The following is a 21,426-nucleotide window of genomic DNA, read 5'->3' as shown; positions in this document are numbered from 1 at the left end:
CGATGAACAGTTAGGTCGCGTTCCGGTCATCGGGTGCTCATTCGGTCTTTCCCTGCTGGTTGCCCGCGTAGCATCGGTCTCGTGGACCCCACGCTGGCTGCGGTGCTGGGCGGCGTCATCGGCGCGGCCCTGGCTCTGCTTTCGCTCGGGGCGATGGTGCTGAGCGAGCGTTCCCAGACCAAAGTACCGGTCTCCCCGGACCCGATCGTGCCCAGCGGCGTCGCCACCGTCTTGTCCGTACTGCGCTCGTCCGCCGTCGTGATGGGCCCCGAGGACCAGGTGCTCCAGGCCAGCGCCCCGGCCCACGTGCTCGGCATCGTCCGTGGTGAGCGGCTGGTGGTGGACGACCTGCTGACCATGGTCCGGGCGGTCCGCCGCGACGGCGAGATCCGCCAGCAGGAGCTGGAGATCGTCCGCGGCCGGCTCGGCGCAACGCAGTACGTGAGTGCCCGGGTCGCCCCGCTCGGCAGCCAGCTGGTGCTGGTACTGGTCGAGGACCGGACCCGGGAACGCCGGCTGGACGCGATCCGCCGCGACTTCACCGTGAACGTCAGCCACGAGCTGAAGACCCCGATCGGCGCGCTGATCCTGCTCGCCGACGCGGTCTCCGAGGCCTCCGACGACCCGGACGCCGTCCAGCGCTTCTCCGGCCGGATGCGGATCGAGGCCTCCCGGCTGAGCCGGCTGGTCAAGGAGATCATCGAGCTGTCCCGGCTGCAGGGCGACGACCCGCTGGAGAATCCCGGCCCGGTCGACATCAACGGCGTGATCGAGGCCGCGGTGGACCGCTGCCGGGTCGACGCCGAGGACCGCGGCATCAGCCTGGTGGTGAAGACCGACCCCGCACTCGAGGTGATGGGCAGCGTCGACCAGCTGGCGATCGCGATCGGCAACCTGGTCGAGAACGCCGTCAACTACAGCCCCGACGGGACCCGGGTGGCAGTCGCCGCCCGGCCGATCGGGGACCTGGTGGAGATCACCGTCAGCGACCAGGGCGTGGGGATCCCGAGCAGTGACCTGGAACGCATCTTCGAGCGGTTCTACCGGGTCGACCGGGCCCGCAGCCGCGAGACGGGTGGTACCGGCCTCGGCCTGTCCATCGTCAAGCACATCGCCTCGATCCACGGTGGCGACGTGCGCGTCTGGAGCGTCGAGGGCCAGGGATCCACCTTCACCGTCCGACTCCCGCTGCGGCTCGATCCCGCGACCGGGCAACCCACGGACTCCACCATCCAGGAGGAGCTCGAACCACCGCTGACACCGACCCAGTCAGCGGACCAACGGTCTGGATCGCAGGATGCTTCGCAGCGACGGCGCCCAGGCGGGCACCTCGCGGCGTTGGAGGAGGAGCCACGATGAAACCCGCATCGAGGCTCCTCCTCCGCCTTGCGATGCACCCGCCTGGACGCCGTCGCCGCTGAAGCATCCTGCGATCCAGACCGTTCTAACCAAGGAGGCAGCTTCGTGACCCGAGTGCTGGTCGTCGAAGACGAAGAGAGCTACAGCGACGCGTTGTCGTACGTCCTGCGCAAGGAAGGGTTCGAGGTCGCCGTAGCGGAGACCGGACCCGACGCGCTGGACGAGTACGACCGGGCCGGCGCCGACATCGTCCTGCTGGACCTGATGCTGCCGGGCCTGTCCGGTACCGAGGTCTGCCGTGCGCTGCGCAGCCGGGGCAACGTCCCGGTGATCATCGTGTCGGCCAAGGACACCGAGGTGGACAAGGTGGTCGGCCTCGAACTGGGCGCCGACGACTACGTCACCAAGCCTTACAGCCCCCGCGAACTCCTGGCCCGCATCCGCGCCGTACTGCGCCGCGGCCAGGACGTCGAACTCCTCCCGGACACGTTGGAGGCGGGGCCGGTCCGGATGGATGTCGAGCGCCACGTGGTGACGGTGTCCGGCACCGAGATCCGGCTTCCCCTGAAGGAGTTCGAACTCCTGGAGATGCTGCTCCGCAACACCGGCCGCGTCCTCACCCGAGGCCAACTGATCGACCGCATCTGGGGCGCCGACTACGTAGGCGACACCAAGACCCTGGACGTCCACGTCAAACGCCTCCGCTCCAAACTGGAGAAGGACCCCTCAAACCCCTCCCACTTGGTAACAGTCCGAGGCCTGGGCTACAAGTTCGAGTCCTGACCCCTCACACCACCCGCCGCCGCTCGTTCCGTACTTCGGTGTGCTTAGCCCCTGCTCCGGGGGTTAGCCCCCTGGTAGAGCAGCGGGCTGACCCCCGGAGAAGGGGTGAAGCACACCAAGTGCGGTGAGGGGCGGCCGTTGGATGCGGCGGTGGCCGGCGGATCCGGGCGAGCTGCAGGTGAGAGAGCAAGGTCGTGGTCGGCTGGGCCGGAGTGCTGCGTCCTACCGGACCTCGTCGATCAGGTCGACCGCTTCGTCCATCCCGTAGCGGTCCCGGAGCGTCGCGAGGACCTCGTCCAGCGAGACCGTTGGGTTGCGGAGCCGACGGGTCAGGGTGACGACTGCTTCCAGCCCTAGTTCTGGCGCGACAGCGACGGTGTTCGCGGCGAACTCGCTCGGGGCGAGGATCTCGATGCCCGGCGGGATCCTGTCCTGCGGGAAGTCCTTGAAGTTCTCGGTCACGATGGCACCTGCGTGCCCCGCGACCGCAGCCGCTACGACGTGCTCGTCATCGCGATCCGGGAGCCCGAACGTGCCGTCATAGGGCTTCCAGTTCCTCACCTCGGCGTCGTCGAAATGTGTGCGCATCTGCTCGACGAGGTGCGCGGCACGGGCCTCTGCCTGGCGCCGGGGGACGCCGTGTCTCTCGATGAGCTTCTCGATCTCATGATGCTGCAGCTCATCGAGGATCGCGCTGCTCCATAGCGGGCGATAGAGATTTACGACGGCCAGGCTGAGCAGGAAATCCCGTTGGCGGCTAGGCCATAGGACGCAGGTATCGAGGAGCGCGGCGAACACTCGCCGATACTGTCAGAGATCAGCGGCTCGGCGCCTCTCGGCGAGTTGCTTGCGGATCCGCTTGAGGCTTTCATTCACGGCAGCGGGGTCCTCGTCCTCACTCACATCGACCGACGTGTCGGCGATCGCCTGGTACTGCCGTTGCCGACGAGCCTCGCGGTAGTCCAAGAGGTCCTTCAGCAGCACCTTCCGGCGGGTGCCGATTCGCTCACCAGCCAACTCGCCAGCTTCGATCAGCCGAACCACTGTCGGCCGGCTGACCCCGAGGAGATCTGCGGCCTGTTGGGTCGTCAGCTTCGGCATGGTCGGCGAAATCGTGATGGCCTTACCCGCCGTCAACGCCGCCACGGCCTGGACCAGCACCCTGTGCAGCGCCTCCGGGACCTCGATCTGGTCATGCTCATCGGCGCCTGCGAGGAAGTAGCGCCGCTCCGGTCGCTCACTCGTCTTACTGTGGTGGGCGTCAAGGAAGCTGGCGATCGTCGCCAACTGCTCCTGCTCTTCGGGCAGGTAGGTCTGCGACTCAAGGAGTTCGGCGCCCATGACAACCTCCACTATCGAACGAAACGAAGCTGCTTTCGTAACGTGCGAATATGGTCGCATGCAGCGCAGCGTTTAAACAAGCTATGCAAGGCTCGCGCGCGCAGCCGCAATGGATCTGTGACCCCAGCTCCCCACCGAGGTTGTGCCTCACCTAAGAGTTCACCGCCCGGCCGGGCGGCGCTATAGGGCTGCTAGCGAACGCGGTAGCCGAAGAGGCGGACCCAATCGCCGTGGTCGGTCGAGAGCAGTTGCTCTGCCATATCGTTCGCGGCCTCGATCGGGTCGGTCTTGGTGCTGGTGAGGAGGAGCAACTGCTGGCGGCTGCTCCCGCGAATGGCGTTCTCGAATGAGAGCACGACGCCTTCCTGCTTCCACGCGGGGCTGACCCATTTCAGAGCCAGGGTTGGTGGTAGTGCGAGGTCCGCCAGGTGTTCCTCGACGAGGCGGGCCGTCTGCCGTGGCGGGGTCTCCCAGGAGCGGTCACTCGTGGCGCGCTGGATCTCGGCGATGTACTGGTCGCGGTCGAAGTGGAGGTCGGGGAGGGCCCATGGTTTGCCTTCGTGGTCGGCGGCCTCGGGCTCGATGGGGCCGCCGAAGACGCCGACATAGTCACGGAAATCGACCCAGGAGATCCGCTTGTGGTCCGGTGAGGCGACGATGAACGGGGTGATGACGCCGCAGCCTGCTTGACCGCAGGAGCATCGGTACACGGCCACGCGGTTTCCGGGCCCGTCAGGAATGAGTGGCGACGGCACGCCGAGGAGGTCGGCGGGATCGAAACCCTGCCAGTCCTTCGCGACCTTCTCGAAGGGATTCTCGCCGTTGACGCGGATGCCGAGGACCGGCCAGTCGGCTCTGCCGTTGAGGACCTCGAACCTGAGGCTTAAGAAAGACAGGCCGTCCGTGGCTTGGGGCTGGTCGTTCATGTGGGAGGCGTTTTGCGGCACGCCATCGGCCATCGTTGGGGCTGGTGAAGCGGCCAGCCGAGAGCGCCGAGTCTACGGCCAGCGAACGGTGGCCGCCCCGCTCAGCCGGTAGGGGCAGACCAGTGCCGCCGCAGAGTCGCCGGTGGCACTTGGAGTCCGGGAAAGGGTTTAGGTTAGGCTCGCCTTAGTTGATTTGTCAGGAGCTAAGGAGAAACAGCATGTCCTGGTCCCGTACTGCCGTTGTGGTGGTCGCCGTTCTCGTTGCCTCGAGTGGGTTGGTTGCCTGTGGCAGTGATGATGCGGGGGATGCCGCGCCGGTCACGGGGGGTTCGGCTGGGTTTCCGGTGACGTTGAAGAACACCTTCGGGGAGACGACGATCCAGAAGAAGCCGGAGCGGATCGTCACGCTCGGGTGGAATGCTCAGGATGTCGTGTACGCGCTCGGGGAGACGCCGGTCGGGATGCCGCGGGTGACGTACGGGCCGACGCCGGCTGGGACGACCGCTTGGGATGCTGACAAGTTCGATTCGGCCAAGACGACTCTGCTGGATGCCAGTGAGAGCATTCCGTTCGAGAAGGTGGCCGCGTTGCGGCCGGATGTGATCTTGGCGCCGTACGAGGGGTTCGACAAGGCGACGTACACGAAGTTGTCGGAGATCGCGCCGACCGTCGCGTACCCGGGTGCTCCGTGGCAGACCACCTGGCAGGACCAGACGACCTTGATCGGCAAGGCGCTGGGCAAGTCGGCCGAGGCGGACAAACTGGTTGCCGGGATCAAGGATCTGACGGCGAAGGCCGCCGCGGAACATCCTGAGTTCAAGGGCAAGACGCTGTCGATCCAGTCCTTCGGGGCCGAGAACTACGTCTACATGCCGGGTGACCCGCGGGTGCAGATCCTGAACGAGATGGGCTTCGTCAACGCGCCGGGGGTCGAGGCGCTGGAGAAGACCAACAGCAAGAAGGAGTTCGCCCTCACCGTCAGCAAGGAGCGGGTCAACGAGCTGGACGCGGATGTGGTGGTCGGCTACATCGACGGGATGACGCCGGAGAAGTTCGCCGCCGACCCGGTCTACGCGTCGCTCGGTTCGTTCAAGCGGGGGAGCACCTACCTGATGACGGACCAGCAGGTCATCTCGGGCATGAGCGCGGTCAGCGTGCTGAGCGTCCCCTGGGTGCTGGACAAGATCGTCCCCGGCCTGGCCAAGGCCGCCGAAGCCGCGTCCTGAGCCCACGCGAACGCAGTACGGGCGGTGCCATCCCGGAAGGGGACGGCACCGCCCGTACTACGTATAACCGGTCAGCCGTGCGATTCGACGTTCGGCGCGGGCGACGGGGAGTAGTGGTCGGTGGTCAGCACCGGGATCGAGGTGGTGAGCGGGCCGGCCTTGCCGAACGTGATCGTCACCTTGAGCATCTGCCCGGGCTTGCCGCCGGTGACGGTGACCGGCTGACCGGCCGCGGGCGGGATGGTGAACGCCTGGCCGACCTTGAGGTCGGTCTCCTTGAGGCCACCGAACGTGACGGAGGGCGGCTGCTCGGTGCTGGTGCCGGTCACGGCCGGGCCGTCGGCGGGCGCCGAGGCGATGCTGACCAGCTTGTCGTCGGACTGGCCGTTGTTCACGAAGGTGCCGTGCAGTTCGCCCTTGCCGTCCGCGGAGGCCAGTACCAGCATGTTCCGGACGGCGATCCCGCCCGACTGGGCGTTGGTGCCCTCAGCCGGCTGGTAGGGCTTGGTGCTCTGGGCGTCGAAGCCGGCGCCACAGGCCCCGACCGTGACACTCAGAGCGACGGCGGCTCCGGCCAGGGCGGTACGCCGTACGACCTGCGAGGACAACGTGATGCGCACTGGTGTTCCCTCTCCTGCAACCAGATGGACGCCGCCAGGCTGAGGCCTCCGGCGGAGCACAGCGTAGCGAGCGAGGTGGGCGGACTCGACGGCGACCACCCCTGACGGGCCTGTTGCTCGCGCGTGCGAGGCACGGTCGGCAAAGTTTGTCAAGGCGGGAAATGGCCTCTGACCAGCGCAAACGCCCGAACCGGACCAGCGACTGCGTGGTAGGATAGGACTCGGAAAGGGGCACGTGACATATGACTTTCACAGTCGGCGAGACGGTTGTTTACCCCAACCATGGTGCGGCCGTCATCGAGGACATCGAGACCCGTCAGATCAAAGGTGAGGACAAGACCTATCTGGTCTTGAGGATCGTCGCTCAGAACGACCTGGTCGTCCGGGTCCCCGCGTGCAACCTCGATCTTGTCGGCGTGCGTGACGTCGTGGATCAGGCCGGTCTGGAGCGCGTCTTCGACGTGCTGCGGGCGCCGCACACGGAGGAGCCGACCAACTGGTCGCGTCGTTACAAGGCGAACCTGGAGAAGCTGCACTCCGGTGACGTGATGAAGGTGGCAGAGGTCGTTCGCGACCTGTGGCGCCGTGAGCGTGACCGCGGTCTCTCCGCCGGTGAGAAGCGGATGCTGGCGAAGGCTCGCCAGATTCTGGTCTCCGAGCTGGCCCTGGCCGAACACACCAACGAGGACAAGGCGGAAGCCATCCTCGACGAGGTCCTCGCCTCCTGACCAACTGGTCAGCAGTGGAGTCGGGGCAGCGCGACTGATCCGTCCGGCATGATGTCGTCGTGAGTACTGCGGCGATCATTCCGGCGGCCGGTCTCGGGCTCAGGCTCGGTGGTGAGGCACCAAAGGCATTGCGAGAGGTCGGTGGCGAATCGCTGCTGGTCCACGCCATTCGTGGACTGCGGGTAGCGACCGCCGCCGACCTCGCCTGCTTTGTGGTCGCCGTGCCACCCGGCAGTGAGGACGACGTCTTCAAACTCCTCGAGCCGTACTCCGGTCCGGTGGCGCTGCAGGTAGTTGCCGGCGGCGCCGAGCGCACCGACTCGGTCCGGCTGGCCCTGGAGCTGGTCCCTGCCGAGGGCATCGACTGCATCCTCGTGCACGACGCGGCCCGGCCGTTCGTACCGGCCGACGTGATCGAGCGAGTCGTTGCCGCGGTCCGCGCAGGTGCGCCCGCGGTGATCCCCGTCGTCCCCGTCACGGACACCATCAAACGCGTCGACGCAGCTGGGCAGGTGCTCGACACGCCCGACCGTTCGACGCTTGTCGCCGTCCAGACTCCGCAGGGGTTCGAGCCTTCTTTGTTGCGTCGGGCCCATAGCGGCGACACGACGGGCGCGACCGATGACGCGATGCTGTGCGAGCGGCTCGGCGTACGGGTGCAGACTGTCGAAGGGTCGCAGGACGCCTTCAAGGTGACGCGGCCACGGGACCTCATCCTGGCCGAATCGATCCTGGCTGAAAGGCGTCGTTCGTGAAGGTGCCGCGTGTAGGAACGGGCGTCGACGTCCACCCCGTCGAGGAAGGCCGGCCCATGTGGCTGGCCGGACTGCACTGGCCCGAGGAGTCCGCCGGGCCGTCGGGTCACTCCGATGGCGACGTGGCGGCGCATGCTGCCTGCGACGCTTTGCTTTCCGCGGCACGACTCGGGGACCTCGGCTCCAACTTCGGTACGTCGGAACCGCAGTGGGCGGGCGCTTCTGGCGCTACGTTGCTCGGCGAGGCGGCTCGGCGGGTTCGTGCCGCCGGGTTCGAGATCGGCAACATCTCCGTGCAGGTGATCTGCAACCGCCCCCGCTTCGCGGCCCGGCGCGAGGAAGCGGAGAAGGCACTCAGCGCCGCCTGCGACGCTGAGGTCTCCGTCTCCGCTACCACCACCGACGGCCTGGGCCTCACCGGCCGCGGCGAAGGCATCGCCGCCATCGCCACCGCCCTCGTCTACTAGCCCCGAACCCCCAGCCCATCAAACGAGCCCGCCCGGCGACCGCCCCGCGGAGCCGCGGTCTTCAGTCGCCCCTTTGATGGGCTGGACCTCCGTCGAGAAGCGAGCAGCCCTGGGGTTCAACTCGTTGCCTTGAGGTTCGGTGAGGATCCCGTAGAGCTCCGGCCGCCGGCCGCGTAACCACCGGCGACCCGTTGCCAGCGGCACCAGATCCAGGTCCAGGTCGGCCAGTACTACGGCCTCGGCCGGCGCCGGGGTCTCGGCGATGATCCGGCCGTACGGGTCGATCACCATCGTGTTTCCGGTCCGCAGTTCGTCGTCGTCCACACCGACTCCGTTGCTGAAGAGCACGAAGAGCCCGTTGTCGTGTGCGCGGGCGGGCAACCACCTCAGCAGCCACTCGCGTCCGTTCGGCCCGTTGAAAGCCTTCTCGACCGCGGCGGGATCGTCGAAACGGTTGGCCCACACCGACAGCGGGATCGGCTTCATCCCGTGCGGGCTGACCGAGTCGGTACCACCGGTCTGATGCGGCGCCACCAGGACGGTTGCTCCTAGCAACGCAGTCGCGCGGACGTTCTCGACGAGGTTGTTGTCCCAGCAGATCAGTACGCCGACCCGGACCTGCCAGGGCGTGTCGAAGACGGTGTAGCGCGAGCCACTGGAGATCGCCTCGTGCTCGAAGGCGTGCAGCTTGCGGTGCACGTGGATGCTGCCGTCGGGCAGGCAGACGGCGTACGAGTTGAACAGGGCGCCGGCGTCGGCCTCGAGCCAGCCGACGCCGAGGCCCGCACCGAGTTCTATCGCCAACGAGCGGATCTGGCTGATGGAAGGCCCGGTGGCGGGTTCGGCCAAGGAGTGGAGGCGGTCGGCGGTCTGGCGGCGGAGATGCCAGTAGCCGAGCAGGCACATCTCGGGGAAGACGACGAGTTGGGCGCCGTCGGCAACGGCCTGACGGGCGAGCCTGGTGATGGTTTCGAGGTTGCGGTCCGGTCGGTCGGGGACGGCTTCGAACTGGACGACGGCGCTGCGCAAGATGCTCACGTCCGCCATGGAAGTCGAGATTTACCATGCCGTCCAATAGCCATTTGATGGCAGTTCCATATCCTTCAGTTATGGACCTTCGGTTGCTGCGGGCGTTCGTGGCGGTCGCGCGGTGCGGGAACTTCGGCGCGGCGGCCGTCGAGTTGGCGACGAGTCAGCCCGCTCTCACGAAGCAGATTCAGCAGCTCGAGCGGCGGGTGGCGTCGACGCTCTTCGATCGCGGCCGGCATGGAGCCCGGCTGACGCCCGCTGGGGAGCTGCTGTTGCCGGACGCCCTGGACGTGCTGCAGAGGGTCGAGGCCTTCGAGCGGCGGGCCGCCCAGGTGGCTCTGGGTGTGGAGGGGGCGTTGACGATCGGCTTCGGAATGTCCGGCATCGAGCTGGCACCGCGGGCCGTCGCGTTGTTCCGGAGCCGCTATCCGCGGGTCGAGGTGACGCTTGACGACATGTCGTCGGCAGTCCAGTACGAGCGCCTGCTGGCCGGCAGCCTCCAGGTCGGCCTGGTCCGGCTGCCTGTGCCACCCGGCCTCAAGCACCTCCGGCTTCAGCAGGACCGGCTGGCGCTCGCAGTACCGGTCGGGGAGGTCGTCTCGAGAAGTCTGGCGACCTGGCTGGATGGCCGGCCGCTAGTCCGCCTCGCACCAGAGCGCGGCCCGGGGCTGACCGCCCAGATCACCGCCCTGTACGCCGAACTCGGTTGCCGGCCGTTAGTGCTTCAGGAGGCCGCCGACCTGCAAACCGTGCTCGCGCTGGTTGCCGCCGGGGTCGGCCCGGCCGTCGTACCGGCGACTGCCGTGTCGACCGCTTCGGAGGCGGTGCGCTTCATCCAGTTCCACAACGACGCGGCGACCTGGTGGACGGGAGCGGCGTGGAATCCGGCGATTCCCTCCCCACTCGTCTCCCACTTCCTCACCGCCGCCAGCCAGGTCGCTTTTTAGCGGCGACGCCGGGGGAGTGCTGGGAGCTCGGGCTCGTCCAGCCAGGCAGTGAACAGTGCCCGTACTGCGTCCGCGTCCGGGCTGAAGCCGGCCGCAAGTGAGGTGAAGTCCTCCGTGGTGACCGAGCCGTGCCGGTGGGTGCGGGTCCACGTGCGTAGTAGCTCGAAGAACGCGTCGTCGCCCAGTTGCAGGCGCAGTACGTGCAAGGTGATCGCGCCGCGCTTGTAGAGCCGGTCGTCGAACATCAGGTCGGGACCGGGGTCGGAGAGCAGTAGGTCCTGGTCGAGGCCGCGTAGCCGGGTGTGGGCCTTGGAGACCTGCTGGGACGCCGTGAGCCCGCCGGACTCCTCTGACCACAGCCACTCGGAGTAGCAGGCGAAACCCTCGTTCAGCCAGATGTCCTGCCACCGGGAGGGCGTCAGGCTGTTGCCGAACCACTGGTGGGCCAGCTCGTGCGCCACCAGTCGCTCAGCGCCGCGCTGGCCGTCCACGTGGTTGCTGCCGAACACAGAGATGCCCTGGGCTTCCAGCGGGATCTCCAGTGGGTCGTCCGTCACGACCACTGTGTAGCCGCCGAACGGGTACGGGCCGAACAGCTTGACGAACAGCCGCATCATGTCCTGCTGCCGCCCGAAGTCGGAGCGGAAGTCCCGCATCTGCGAGGCCGGCAGGACAGCACGCATGGTCACTGGCGAGGTGGCCAGCTCCAGTACGTCGTACCGGCCGATCTGTACGGTCGCCAGGTACGTCGCCATCGGTGCGGCCTGGTCGAAGACCCAGCTGGTCCGGCTGGCCTTGGTCCGGCGCGACACGAGCCGCCCGTTGGCCACTACGTGGTACGGCGAATCGGTGGTGATCGTGATCCGGTAGTGCGCCTTGTCGCTGGGGTGGTCGTTGCAGGGGAACCAGGTCGCGGCGCCACTCGGCTGGCTCGCGACGATCACGCCTTCGGTCAACTCTTCCCAGCCGAGCTCGCCCCACGGGCTGTCGATGGGAGCGGGGTTGCCGGAGTACTGGACGTTGACCACGAACTCGGCGCCGTCGGCGATCGCCGGTGACGGCCACACGTGCAGCTTGCCGTTGCGGTGCGCGTAGCGGCTGGCGCGACGGCCGTTGACGAGGACCTTGGCCACGCGCAGGGTTGCCAGGTCGAAACTCACCCGGGACAGCGCCTGGGTCGCGACGGCCGTGATGGTCGCCTTGCCACTCAGGCGGTTGCTGCTGACCCGGTAGTCGAGGTCCAGCTCGTAGGACTCCACCTTGTAGCCGCTGTTGCCGTGAGTCGGCACATAGCGATCTCCGGCTGTGTCCTCGCCAGGCATGCTCTTCACTGCTCTCCCCGCCCCGCCGCCGGTGCTACGGGCAACCATCAACCCTGCCAGGGCGCGATCGGGTTGCCGGCCCAGCGGGACCCGGCAGGAACACTCTCACCGCGCATCACCAGTGATACCGGGCCGATGGTCGCACCCGCTCCGATCGAGGAGGCAGGCAGGACGATGCCGTGCGGCCCGAGAGTCGAGCCCGGGCCGAAGGTGACGGTGTTCATCGACAGGAGTCTGTCATGAAACAAATGAGTCTGAAGTACACAGCCGCGATTCACCGTGGCACCGTCGCCGAGCGTGATCAGGTCCGCTTCGGGCAGCCAATAGGTCTCGCACCACACGCCCTTGCCGATCTTCGCGCCCAGCGAACGCAGCCAGAGCGCGAGCACCGGCGTCCCCGCCGCCGCATTGGCGAACCACGGCGCGGCGACCAGCTCGACGAAGTTGTCGACGACCTCGTTGCGCCAGACGAACGAGCTCCACAACGGGTACTCCCGGGCGCGCGTCCGGCCGACGATCAGCCACTTGGCGACGGTGGCCATGCCGCCGGCGACCGCGCCCGCGGCCAGGATCACCGCGCCGGACAGCAGGAACGTCGGCCATGGCCCGAGCCACAGGTCCAGCGCCTGCAGGGCGAACAGCACGCCGAGCGCGATCATTACCGTGCACATCATCGGGACGAAGCGGCACAGCTCGACCGCGGCCCGGGCGAACTTCAGCCGCAACGGCGGGTTGAACGTACGGCTCCGGTCGCCCTCGATGGTCTGCCGGCGCAGCTTCACCGGCGGGCTGCCGAGCCACGACGTACCGGCTTTGGATTTCTTCGGTGCGGCCGACAGGACGGCGACCAGGCCGTTCTTCGGTACTGAGCGACCGGGCGCGGTCATGCCCGAGTTGCCCAGGAAAGCGCGCTTGCCGACCTTCGCGCCGGCCACGTGCAGCCAGCCGCCGCCCAGCTCGTACGACGCGATCATGGTGTCGTCGGCCAGGAACGCGCCTTCACCGACAGTGGTCATCTTCGGCAGCAGCAGGACGGTCGAGGCCTCGACATCGCGGCCGATCTTCGCGCCGAGGGCCCGCAGCCACCAGGGCGTCAGCAGGCTCGCGTAGAGCGGGAAGAGCAGTGTCCGGGCCGAGTCGAGCAGCCGCTCGGTGGCCCACACCTGCCAGCCGATCCGGCTTCGCACGGGGTAGTGGCCGGCCTTGATGCCGATGCCGAGCAGCCGCACCCCGACCAGTGTCAGCAGCGCGAGGGTGACGAATCCGACCAGGGTCATCAGCGGGATCGCCCACAGCGCCTGCAATGCGGCGTCACCGAGTGAGGTGGTGCCGGCGACGGCGTTGCGTAGTACGAGGATCGCGGTGATGGCCGCGCCTAGTGGCAGCAGCGACATCAGCGCGGAGGCGGCGCCGTACGCGAGTACCCACCATGGGGCGCGGGCGGGGCGCTCGTCCGGCCACGGGTGCCGGGCGCGGCCGACCCGTGTCGCGGGGGAGCCGGACCAGCGCTCACTGGCCGGGACCTTGCCGGAGACTGCCGAGCCTGCGGCGATCTCTGCGTTGCGGCCGACCTCTGCACCGGGCAGGAGAGTACTGCGGGAGCCGATGACCGCCTCGGCGCCGACAGTGACCGTACCGACGTGCAGCCGGTCGCCGTCGATCCAGTAGCCGGACAGGTCGACCTCTGGCTCGATCGACGCGCCACGGCCCATCGTGAACATGCCGGTGACGGGCGGGAGCGTGTGGAGGTCGACACCGCGGCCGATCTTCGCGCCGAGAGCCCTTGCGTAGTAGGCGATCCAGGGCGCTCCGGCGAGGTTGGCTGCGCCTGCGGCGTCCGCAAGGTTCTCTGCCGCCCAAAGCCGGACATGTACGTTGCCGCCGCGTGGGTAGATGCCTGGCTTGAGTCCACGCAGCAGTAGCCGGGCACCGACGACAGCGATGCCCATGCGGCCTGCAGGCGAGATCAGGATCAGCCAGCCGGCCAGGATCCACCACCAGGACACCGTGCGCATCCACGGGTGCGGGCCGTCCGTCAGCGCTAGCAGGTTGTTGAGGGTGAACAGCCACACCAGCCAGCGAACGCCGACCACTGTCTGCAGTAGCAACGTCAGAGCGGTCTGGAGAAGCTGTGTACCCGGCGGAGTCGGTCGGACCTCGCGGATCTCCACTGGCACGGTTGTGGTGGTGAATGAGTCCAGCCGGTCAGCCAGAGCGCCTAGCCGCGGGTACTCGTAGATGTCGCTGACAGTGGCTTCGGCGTACCGCTCCCTGAGTGCAGAGACGAGCTGTGCTGCTGCGAGGCTGCCGCCACCGTGCAGGAAGAAGTCATTGTCAGCGCCGGTGACTGTTGCCCCCAGTACCTGGGTCCAGCGCTCTGCTAGCCAGCCTGCTGTTCCATCGAGCTCAGCGGGCGGCGCGTCTGTGTCCATGCCGGGCAGCGGCCAGGGCAGCGCGTTCCGGTCGACCTTGCCGGAGGTCCTGGTCGGCAGTGTGTCCGTGACGGCCAGCAGTGGTACCAATGCAGCCGGGAGCGCCTCACGCAGCCGCTCAGTCGCCGCTTGCCGGTCGAAGGCTTCCGGGTCTTCCGGTACGACGTACCCGACTAGTAGCTGATTCCCGGCGCCACTAGTCCGTACTGCGGCTGCCGCGCCGGTGACGCCGGGCAGCGCCTGTAGTGCTGCGTCGACCTCGCCCAGCTCGATCCGCCGGCCGCCGAGCTTGATCTGCTCGTCTGCGCGGCCCATGAACACCAGGCCCTCGGATTCGTTGCGTACCAGGTCGCCGCTGCGGTAGGCGCGTTCCCAGCCGAGCGACGGCATTGGCGCGAACTTCTCCGCGTCCTTCGCCGGGTCGAGATACCGGGCCAGCCCGACGCCGCCGATGATCAGCTCACCGGTTCCGCCCTCGGGTACTTCGTTGCCTGCGGCATCGACAACGGCTAGGTCCCAACCGTCCAGCGGCAGCCCGATGCGTACCGGCCCTTCGCCGGTCAGCTGCGCGCCACAAGCGACCACGGTCGCCTCCGTCGGGCCGTAGGTGTTCCAGACCTCGCGGCCGTCCACCGCCAACCGCTCGGCCAGCTCCGGCGGACACGCCTCGCCACCGAAGATCAGCAGCCGCACGTTGTCCAGCGCGTCCGACGGCCAGAGCGCGGCGAGTGTCGGCACGGTCGACACGATGGTGATGCCCTGGGCAACCAGCCACGGGCCGAGATCCATGCCACTGCGGACCAGCGAACGCGGCGCGGGTACCAGGCAAGCGCCGTACCGCCAGGCGAGCCACATCTCCTCGCAGGACGCGTCGAACGCCACGGACAGGCCGGCCAGTACGCGGTCCTCGGGGCCGAGTGGTTCCTTCTGCAGGAACATGCGCGCCTCGGCGTCGACGAAGGCGGCCGCGGAACGGTGCGTTACGGCTACGCCTTTGGGTACGCCGGTTGAGCCGGAGGTGAAGATGATCCAGGCGTCGTCATCAGGCGACGGGCCGTCACCCCGCGCGGCGTTCGCAGTACTGGCGTCGCCATCCATGCGGGCTGAGTACGGGAAGTCGTAGTATCCGTCCGCGTCATCGGGCGACGGGGCCGGCCGGGTCGAGGTGATCTCGAGGTCGTCGGTGACGATCGCCGCGACAGAGGCCTCGCCGAAGACAAGCTCAGCGCGCTCCTCGGGGTCGTCGGCGTCGACCGGAACATAGGCCGCACCCGCCTGCAGGGTGCCGAGGATCGCGACGTACAGGTCGTTGTGACCTGAGGAGATCCGTACTCCGACGCGGTCACCGGGCCCGATGCCGAGATCCGTCAACCGACGGGCAAGCTTGGTCAGCTGGCCGAGCAGATCGCGGTAGCTCAAACTGCCACTGCCGTCATCAAGAGCCGGCTCGTCCGGAAAACTCACCGCCGTCGCCTGCAGGATGTCAACCAACGTCCGCTCGGGCGGAGCGCTGTCGCCCCGTCGCAAAGTCACGGCCGGATGATACGCCGCCCAGACGACTCCAGTACCAATTCCTGCCCAACATCCGACGCCCATGCCGACTTGGACGCTCGCTCCTACGTCGCGTGCTCGCGGCGGTGCCGGGCGGCTGGTCTGGCTCGGCGGGAAAGCACGTGGCGACCGTCTGCACCTACCCATCGCGCATTTCCCGAACGAGTGACGAAGTAACCCGCAGCAACTCCCAGCTCACGGACTCTCACCGTGGCCGAGCGCGTCACGCAGACTTCGAGTCTGGCTGTCCTGACAACAAGGCAGTTCTTACTCTCAGTACTTGGTGCGGTCCCAACTGGCGCGAAAGGCCAACTCGTTCAACCGGGTGTTCCACAGTCGTCGCGAGCGGTCGGTTGGGTGTAGCTGGAAGCCCAGACGGGCCGGCTCGTCGTACCAGCAGAACGTTTCGATCTTGGCGGTGCCCAATGTGCGGACCTCATCGAGTGCCGGCGCCAGGTCGGAGTCCGACGTTGCGAGGATGACCAGATCTGTCGCCGGATCGTTGGCCTCTCGCACGGTGGCCAACGCGCACAGAACGTCGACCCCCTTCTCCCGGGGCGGCCCTTTCACGATCTTCTTGCCCTCATGGTCGGTGGCCTGCCTGCCGGTGGCATCACGCTCGTAGTCGTACTTCAGCGGGCGCAGGGTCACCCGAATACGTCTGTCGCGTTCCCACTGAGACTTCTGCGCCTGGTTGCGGGCGTACCCCTCTGGATCATGCTCAACAGAAGGCTGACCTCGGTACACCAGTACGTGACGCAGGATGGCGTGAGCCATCCCCGGCTTTTGCAAGCTATTGCGAGCGTTGAGCAGTTGACTGGCAAACAGCAGCGGGTCCACTAGGGTCTCGTGCTTTGGCAGGCGCCGCGTCGACTCGAACAGACTGTGCCCGGTGAGGTGCACGTTTTGATAGTCGATGACGATCGACGCCCGCAATTCTGTGCCCATGAGTCCCCCTGCGGACGAAAAAGCCCCACCAGTCCCGGAGGACGGTGGGGAGTTAGAGAGCCATCTTGACACACCGGGTGACGATCCTCAACTTGGTGTCACATGATGTCCCTTGCGAACGGCTAGAGCGCATCCGTCGCCGACGAGGCTGTGGCCCGGGACGTTCGCTACGCCATCGTTGACGAGCGCGGCGCATGGATGGTGGGCAACCTTCATCTGCCCACCTGCCGCCACCACCGCGAGCACGCTACGCAGGGGTGCGATCTGGGTGGGCGGGAGCGGGCGAGCAGTGAGCGACGGATGAGAAAGTGATGAGCCTGCGGGGGTGTTCTTCTCCGCGGTAGCGGCTACTTCACTTGGTCCTGCGCTGCTGCGTAGGTGTTGCAAGCCTTGGTTTCGCCGACGTTCAGGCCGTTGACTATCCAGAAGCCCTGGCTGGTCGCCAATCCGTGGGTTCGTTCGTTCTCCGGCGTGTCCGGTGACTCGCCGAAGCTGTTGCTGGCCTGGAACTCGAACTCCTTCGAGCGGGCCGCGAACGGATAAGACTTCTGCACCGACCTACTGAAGACCCCCGCGAAACACGAAGCCTGCAGCTCATTGCGGCGCGAGCTTTCCAGTCTCATGTCCGGGTGGTCCTGCACGTAAGCAGAACGCGCATAGAACAGATCAGACACGCTCTGCACGTGATGGCCGTACTCGTGCGCGATCGTCATCAGATACGCCAGGTCCTGCTTGGGTCCGAAGGCCTTGTTCATCTGCTTCACGTCGGTGTACATCACGTGGTTGCCGAAGCAGTAGAACGCCAGCACCCGGCCGGACAGCGGCGCGAAGTCGCCGCACGGCGTACGGACCGGTGCGTCGAAGACGACCAGGCCTGGGTCGGGTTCCTTCTTGCCGATCCTCTCGAAGGCCGGGCGCCAGGCGTCGTTCAGGCACTTGAAGAGCTTCTCGTAGTAGACCTTCTGCGCCGCCAGGCTGCCGTCGCCGAGCTTCTCGGCCGGGCAGTTCTGTTCGCCCAGGCCGCCGGCCTGGTAGATCGGGGCGTTCAGCAGGTAGTCCTCGGCCGAGCCCTTGGGGGCGCTGGTCGTGGGAGTCGGTACTACGGACGGCCCGCTCACCTGCGGGTCTGTGCTGTCGGCTGAGTTGCCGGTCAGCAGTACGGCGACGACGCTCAGCGCGATGCCGAGGAACGCAACGACGGAGAACCCGAGCAGTACCAGCTTGAGCGCGCCACCCCGCCGTGGCGGCGGCTGGAACCCATTGAACTGATGAGGACCACCAGGACCGTAGTACTGCTGGGGCCACTGCCCCTGGTACTGCGTCTGCGGGTACTGCTGTCCCTGCGGAGGGAACTGTCCCGGCGGTGGACCCTGCTGCCACTGAGTCTGCTGCGGTGGCGGCAGTACGCCGGGCGGCGGAGCGGGCCGGTCCTGGGGACGGCCGCCGTACCCGTACGGGGTGCTCACGTGTCGTTGCCCCTTCAGTTCGGTGTCGGTCGGCTCGCCCGGCACTACTCCTGATCGGGAGTTGGCTGGACGAACCGGCACGAGACTACTCTCGACCCATGTCACTGAAGCGCCGCCTGTTGCCGGCCGCCCTGCTCGTGTCTCTGACAGTCCCCTTCGTTGCCCTCGGCACGTTGCCCGCCCAGGCCGCGGACGACCAGATCACCGCGTACGCCGCTGAGGCGTCGCTGACCGGTGACGGCGTCCTCAAGGTCAAGGAGACGGTCGACCTGACCGCCGGCGGCGACAGCTTCGCGCGGACCCTGACCACCCGGGTCCGGTCCGACGCGGACGAGGACCGCACCTACGACATCCGCAACGTGTCGGCCACGGTGAACGGTCAGCCCGCCGAGAACTTCGAGGACAAGGGCATCGAGAACGGTCGCCGGCTCAGCCTCAAGGTGTCCGGCCAGGCCAAGATCGTCTACAGCTACGAGGTCGGCAACGTCGTCTCCGACTCGACCGAGGGCCGCGAGGTGAGCTGGCCGATCGTCCAGGGCTACTCCGTCGGCATCCCGAAGGCGTCCGTGTCGCTGAGCGTGCCGTTCGCGACCTGGGTGACCTGCATCGCCGGCCGGGTCGGCTCGAGCATGCCCTGTACGACGTCGCAGCTGGCCGAGAACGCATCGCTCGAGATCGAGCAGATGGGTGTACCGGCGGGTGGCCGGCTGACCTTCCTGACCGGGCTGAGCGGCCAGGCGTCGGTCCAGCCCAACGCGGAGTTCAAGACCCGTTGGAGCCTGGGCAACGCCTTCACCCTCGACGCATCCACGATCGGCCTGAGCGTGCTGCTGCTCGGCCTCGGCGTACTGGGTGCCGCGGCGCTGTGGTTCTTCCGCGGCCGGGACGCGGTCAAGACCGGGCCGGGCACGCCGGAGCGGCCGGTACTGAACAGTGCCGACGGCCCGCAGTTCGCAGCGCCGGACGGGATCCGGCCGGGGCAGGTCGGCACCGTGGTGGACGAGACGGCCGACGTCGTCGACATCACCGCGACGCTGCTGGACCTTGCCGTGCGCAACTATCTGACGATCGTGGAGCTGCCGCGCGGGTCGCAGTTCGGCAAGCTGGACTGGGAGCTGCGGCGGCTCAACGCGGGCGGCTCGGAGCTACTGCCGTACGAGAAGGCCTTGCTGGACGCGGTGTTCGCCGACGGGGAGACGGTCCAGGTGTCCACGCTCGGACCCGCACTGCGGTCGCGACTCAACCTGGTACGCGAGCACCTGTACGCCGATGTCGTGACGCAGGGCTGGTTCGCGAGCCGTCCCGACGCGGTGCGGAACCGGTGGACCACGGCCGGCCTTGTGCTGCTGGGGGCTGGCGTGGTGCTGACCGTCGTACTCGCCATCGCGACCAAGTACGGGCTGGTCGGCTTCGCGGTGATGCTGGCTGGGCTGGTGCTGACGCTGGTCGGACAGGTTGCTCCGGCTCGTACAGCTCGCGGTGCCGCAGTACTGGGTCGTGTGGCCGGCCTCCAGCGGTACTTGGCCGACGAGACGTCCGCGGACCTGCCGCAGAGTCACCGGCTCGAGTTCGCGTCGCGCTGCCTGCCGTACGCCGCAGTACTGGGCCTGACGGAGAAGTGGGCGCTGGAGATCGCGGCAACCGATGACGACGACGACCCGGATGCGGGAATCGGCTGGTACTCCGGTCCGGAGAACTGGCACCTGTCCGACATTGGTGAGTCGCTGTCGAACTTCGTCACCGCCTTCGGTGGCACGCTGTCGACGGCCCGCCGGTTGTTCTGAGCAAAACGAAAGGCCCGGAATCCCTTGTATTCAAGGGGTTCCGGGCCTTCGTTGTGTTCAGTTGGTGAGGACAGTCTGGGCGACGAAGGTGTTGCACACGTTCGGGCTCTTGGTGTTGAAGCCGCGCACCGACCAGTAGTTGTGGTTCACCCGGTTGCCACGGTCATGCACCCGCGGCCGGGAGTACTCGTCGCCGGTGTTGGCGATCAGTACCTTCCAGGTGGCCAGCAACGGACCGCGGAGCGGGATGTAAGGCCCGGCCGCGCCCAGGTACGCCGACCCGAAGCAGGACGCCTGCAGCTCGCGCCGACGGCTCTCCGTCAGCTGATCTGCCGGGGAAGCGGCGTTCACCTGCCGGGAGAGCGAGGCGGCGTAGATGCCGGACAGCTTCTGCACGTGGTGGCCGTACTCGTGGGCGAGCGTGTTCATCATCCACACGCGGCCGGTGACCGGGTTCCGCTTGTAGTAGGCAGCACCGAGCGCGTACGGCATGTAGATGGTCTCGTTGGTGCCGCAGTAGAAGGCGCGGTTGCCGCTTTCGGCGCCGCACACGGTCTTCATCGGGCCGGCGAACACGACCAGCTTCGGTGCGCGGTACGGCAGGCTCGCCTTCTTCATCGCCAGCCACCAGGTGCGGTTCATGCACGGCACGATCAGGCCGTAGTACGCCTTGGCGCCGGCGAACGTCGACGGGACAGCCTTCGGCTCCAGGCACTGCGTGGGGCTGAGGACGCCGACCGTGTACAGCCTGCTGGTGGTAACGATCTCGTCGACCGTCGGCGGCGCCGGGGTGGTCGGTGTGGCCGACGGGGTCTCCGAGGGCGTCACCGAAGGCGCAGTGGTCGGCGTCTCGGCTGACGCCGGGACCTTGTCGTCGCCGGTGTTCCGCAGGATAAGAGTGACGCCCGAGCCGACCACGAGCACCGCAAGCACCACTAGCCCGATCAGCAACGCCCTGGACGTACGCCGAGGCTTCCGCCGCCGGCCAGGCCCTGGCGGCTGCGGAATGGGGATCGGCGGGTACTGCCAGGTCTGAGGCTGCTGCACTGGTTGCCCCAACCCCTGGAACCCACCCTCAGCCGGCGTGGGCGCAGGCTGCTGCCACCCAGCACCGCTGTCACCAGCGGCAGCACCGGGCTGCTGTGTCCCACGCCCGCTCTGCGGCGGCCCCGCGTGCCGGGCTCCCCGCCGTCCGCCCGCACTCGGCCCAGGACCGGCGGGCGCAGTACCGGCTGGCGGAGGACCAGCAGGCGGAGGGCCGGCCGGAGCATGACCAGCCGGCGGACGTCCGGCCTGCGGAGGTCCAGCGGGGGTAGCGCCGGGTTGGGAGTACGGCGGGAGGTTCCAGGTGAGGTTGCCCGGGCGTTGGCCGGGTGGACCGACCAACGGGGGCTGCTCGCCGGGAGGAGCAGGCTGCAGGTACTCCTTCTGCTTCTCGGTGGACTCGGTCCACCACAGGGGCGACTGGCCATCCCCGCGCGCAGGCCCATTGGCCGGCTGGTCGGTGGGCTGGTCACCCTCCCGCTCCGGCTCATCGGGGTTCCGCCCAGGGGGTGGAGTCCAGTTGTCCGACATCGATTCTCCCTCACGAAACCTTGCCGGCCGAAGCCGTGAACGTCGCCGATCGCGGCCCCTTAGTGCGCCGTGTCGGAGGTTCCGTTGCGCTACCGGCGCCCAGGCACGCACCTCGCGGCGGCGGAGAAACGGCCACGATGGAAAAACATCGAGGCCGCTCCTCCGCC

The 21,426-nt window shown here is 67.7% G+C and carries 18 protein-coding genes; 8 read left to right on the top strand and 10 right to left on the bottom strand.

The genetic code is table 11. The features are described 5' to 3' along the window. Nucleotides 1-81: 81 nt before the first annotated feature. Together A3ES_RS0138615 and A3ES_RS0138610 are read left to right on the top strand one after the other, a co-directional pair. Nucleotides 82-1,359: a sensor histidine kinase gene (locus tag A3ES_RS0138615; RefSeq protein WP_020392199.1), complete on the top strand. Its 1,278-nt coding sequence runs from the start codon at nt 82-84 to the stop codon at nt 1,357-1,359. 105 nt (nt 1,360-1,464) lie between these two features. Beyond that, nucleotides 1,465-2,142, top strand: a complete 678-nt coding sequence (locus A3ES_RS0138610) for a response regulator transcription factor (protein ID WP_020392198.1) — start codon at nt 1,465-1,467, stop codon at nt 2,140-2,142. Between the two features lie 222 nt (nt 2,143-2,364). Here the strand turns inward: A3ES_RS0138610 and A3ES_RS0138605 are convergent, their stop codons facing one another. The 3 genes from A3ES_RS0138605 to A3ES_RS0138595 all read right to left on the bottom strand — a co-directional run bounded on the left by A3ES_RS0138605 (nt 2,365) and on the right by A3ES_RS0138595 (nt 4,409). Then, entirely contained in the window at nt 2,365-2,940 is a 576-nt protein-coding gene (locus A3ES_RS0138605) for a PIN domain-containing protein (protein ID WP_020392197.1), read from the bottom strand. A 12-nt stretch (nt 2,941-2,952) separates the two neighbouring features. Then, entirely contained in the window at nt 2,953-3,483 is a 531-nt protein-coding gene (locus A3ES_RS0138600; RefSeq protein ID WP_020392196.1) for a helix-turn-helix domain-containing protein, read from the bottom strand. A 191-nt stretch (nt 3,484-3,674) separates the two neighbouring features. Next, nucleotides 3,675-4,409, bottom strand: coding sequence for a hypothetical protein (locus A3ES_RS0138595; RefSeq protein ID WP_020392195.1), 735 nt, complete (start codon nt 4,407-4,409; stop codon nt 3,675-3,677). A gap of 218 nt (nt 4,410-4,627) precedes the next feature. Here A3ES_RS0138595 and A3ES_RS0138590 point away from each other — a divergent pair, with 218 nt between their 5' ends. Then, the gene (locus A3ES_RS0138590) at nt 4,628-5,635 is read left to right on the top strand and encodes an iron-siderophore ABC transporter substrate-binding protein (RefSeq protein WP_020392194.1); all 1,008 of its coding nucleotides are present in this window, start codon (nt 4,628-4,630) and stop codon (nt 5,633-5,635) included. Between the two features lie 71 nt (nt 5,636-5,706). On the opposite strand, the gene A3ES_RS0138585 is transcribed toward A3ES_RS0138590, so the two are convergent. Continuing rightward, entirely contained in the window at nt 5,707-6,255 is a 549-nt protein-coding gene (locus A3ES_RS0138585) for a copper chaperone PCu(A)C domain-containing protein (protein ID WP_020392193.1), read from the bottom strand. A 242-nt stretch (nt 6,256-6,497) separates the two neighbouring features. Between A3ES_RS0138585 and A3ES_RS0138580 the strand changes: the two genes are divergently transcribed. From A3ES_RS0138580 to ispF, 3 genes are read left to right on the top strand one after another with little or no spacing between them, the layout of a single operon-like run. After that, the gene (locus A3ES_RS0138580; RefSeq protein ID WP_012918679.1) at nt 6,498-6,983 is read left to right on the top strand and encodes a CarD family transcriptional regulator; all 486 of its coding nucleotides are present in this window, start codon (nt 6,498-6,500) and stop codon (nt 6,981-6,983) included. Between the two features lie 59 nt (nt 6,984-7,042). Next, nucleotides 7,043-7,738: a 2-C-methyl-D-erythritol 4-phosphate cytidylyltransferase gene (gene ispD, locus A3ES_RS0138575; protein WP_020392192.1), complete on the top strand. Its 696-nt coding sequence runs from the start codon at nt 7,043-7,045 to the stop codon at nt 7,736-7,738. Continuing rightward, nucleotides 7,735-8,205: a 2-C-methyl-D-erythritol 2,4-cyclodiphosphate synthase gene (ispF, locus tag A3ES_RS0138570; RefSeq protein WP_026163595.1), complete on the top strand. Its 471-nt coding sequence runs from the start codon at nt 7,735-7,737 to the stop codon at nt 8,203-8,205. Before ispD ends, ispF begins: the two co-directional genes overlap by 4 nt. 18 nt (nt 8,206-8,223) lie before the next feature. Here the strand turns inward: ispF and A3ES_RS49955 are convergent, their stop codons facing one another. Further along, entirely contained in the window at nt 8,224-9,252 is a 1,029-nt protein-coding gene (locus A3ES_RS49955; protein ID WP_020392190.1) for a nitrilase family protein, read from the bottom strand. A gap of 62 nt (nt 9,253-9,314) precedes the next feature. On the opposite strand from A3ES_RS49955, the gene A3ES_RS0138560 reads away from it, so the two are divergent. Continuing rightward, nucleotides 9,315-10,181, top strand: coding sequence for a LysR family transcriptional regulator (locus A3ES_RS0138560; RefSeq protein ID WP_020392189.1), 867 nt, complete (start codon nt 9,315-9,317; stop codon nt 10,179-10,181). On the opposite strand, the gene A3ES_RS0138555 is transcribed toward A3ES_RS0138560, so the two are convergent. The 4 genes from A3ES_RS0138555 to A3ES_RS0138540 all read right to left on the bottom strand — a co-directional run bounded on the left by A3ES_RS0138555 (nt 10,178) and on the right by A3ES_RS0138540 (nt 17,981). Further along, on the bottom strand, nt 10,178-11,503 hold the full coding sequence (locus A3ES_RS0138555; protein ID WP_169501843.1) for a M1 family metallopeptidase: 1,326 nt from the start codon (nt 11,501-11,503) through the stop codon (nt 10,178-10,180). The two genes, A3ES_RS0138560 and A3ES_RS0138555, sit on opposite strands and share 4 nt — an antisense overlap. Nucleotides 11,504-11,550: 47 nt before the next feature. Beyond that, complete coding sequence (locus A3ES_RS0138550; RefSeq protein WP_020392187.1) at nt 11,551-15,468, bottom strand: Pls/PosA family non-ribosomal peptide synthetase; 3,918 nt, start codon at nt 15,466-15,468, stop codon at nt 11,551-11,553. Between the two features lie 291 nt (nt 15,469-15,759). Then, nucleotides 15,760-16,434, bottom strand: coding sequence for a PIN domain-containing protein (locus tag A3ES_RS0138545; protein ID WP_020392186.1), 675 nt, complete (start codon nt 16,432-16,434; stop codon nt 15,760-15,762). A gap of 347 nt (nt 16,435-16,781) precedes the next feature. Then, a complete protein-coding gene (locus A3ES_RS0138540; protein ID WP_237745174.1) occupies nt 16,782-17,981 on the bottom strand; it encodes a neutral zinc metallopeptidase in 1,200 nt (399 codons plus the stop codon). A gap of 17 nt (nt 17,982-17,998) precedes the next feature. Between A3ES_RS0138540 and A3ES_RS0138535 the strand changes: the two genes are divergently transcribed. After that, the gene (locus tag A3ES_RS0138535; protein ID WP_020392184.1) at nt 17,999-19,684 is read left to right on the top strand and encodes a DUF2207 domain-containing protein; all 1,686 of its coding nucleotides are present in this window, start codon (nt 17,999-18,001) and stop codon (nt 19,682-19,684) included. Nucleotides 19,685-19,741: 57 nt separating this feature from the next. Here the strand turns inward: A3ES_RS0138535 and A3ES_RS53605 are convergent, their stop codons facing one another. Further along, on the bottom strand, nt 19,742-21,259 hold the full coding sequence (locus A3ES_RS53605; RefSeq protein WP_085955604.1) for a neutral zinc metallopeptidase: 1,518 nt from the start codon (nt 21,257-21,259) through the stop codon (nt 19,742-19,744). Nucleotides 21,260-21,426: the final 167 nt, after the last annotated feature.

It is taken from the genome of Kribbella catacumbae DSM 19601, from assembly GCF_000372465.1.
GTDB classification, from domain to species: domain Bacteria; phylum Actinomycetota; class Actinomycetes; order Propionibacteriales; family Kribbellaceae; genus Kribbella; species Kribbella catacumbae.
Note: the sequence above shows the minus strand (reverse complement) of the source record. Positions and strands in the feature narration are given on the sequence as shown.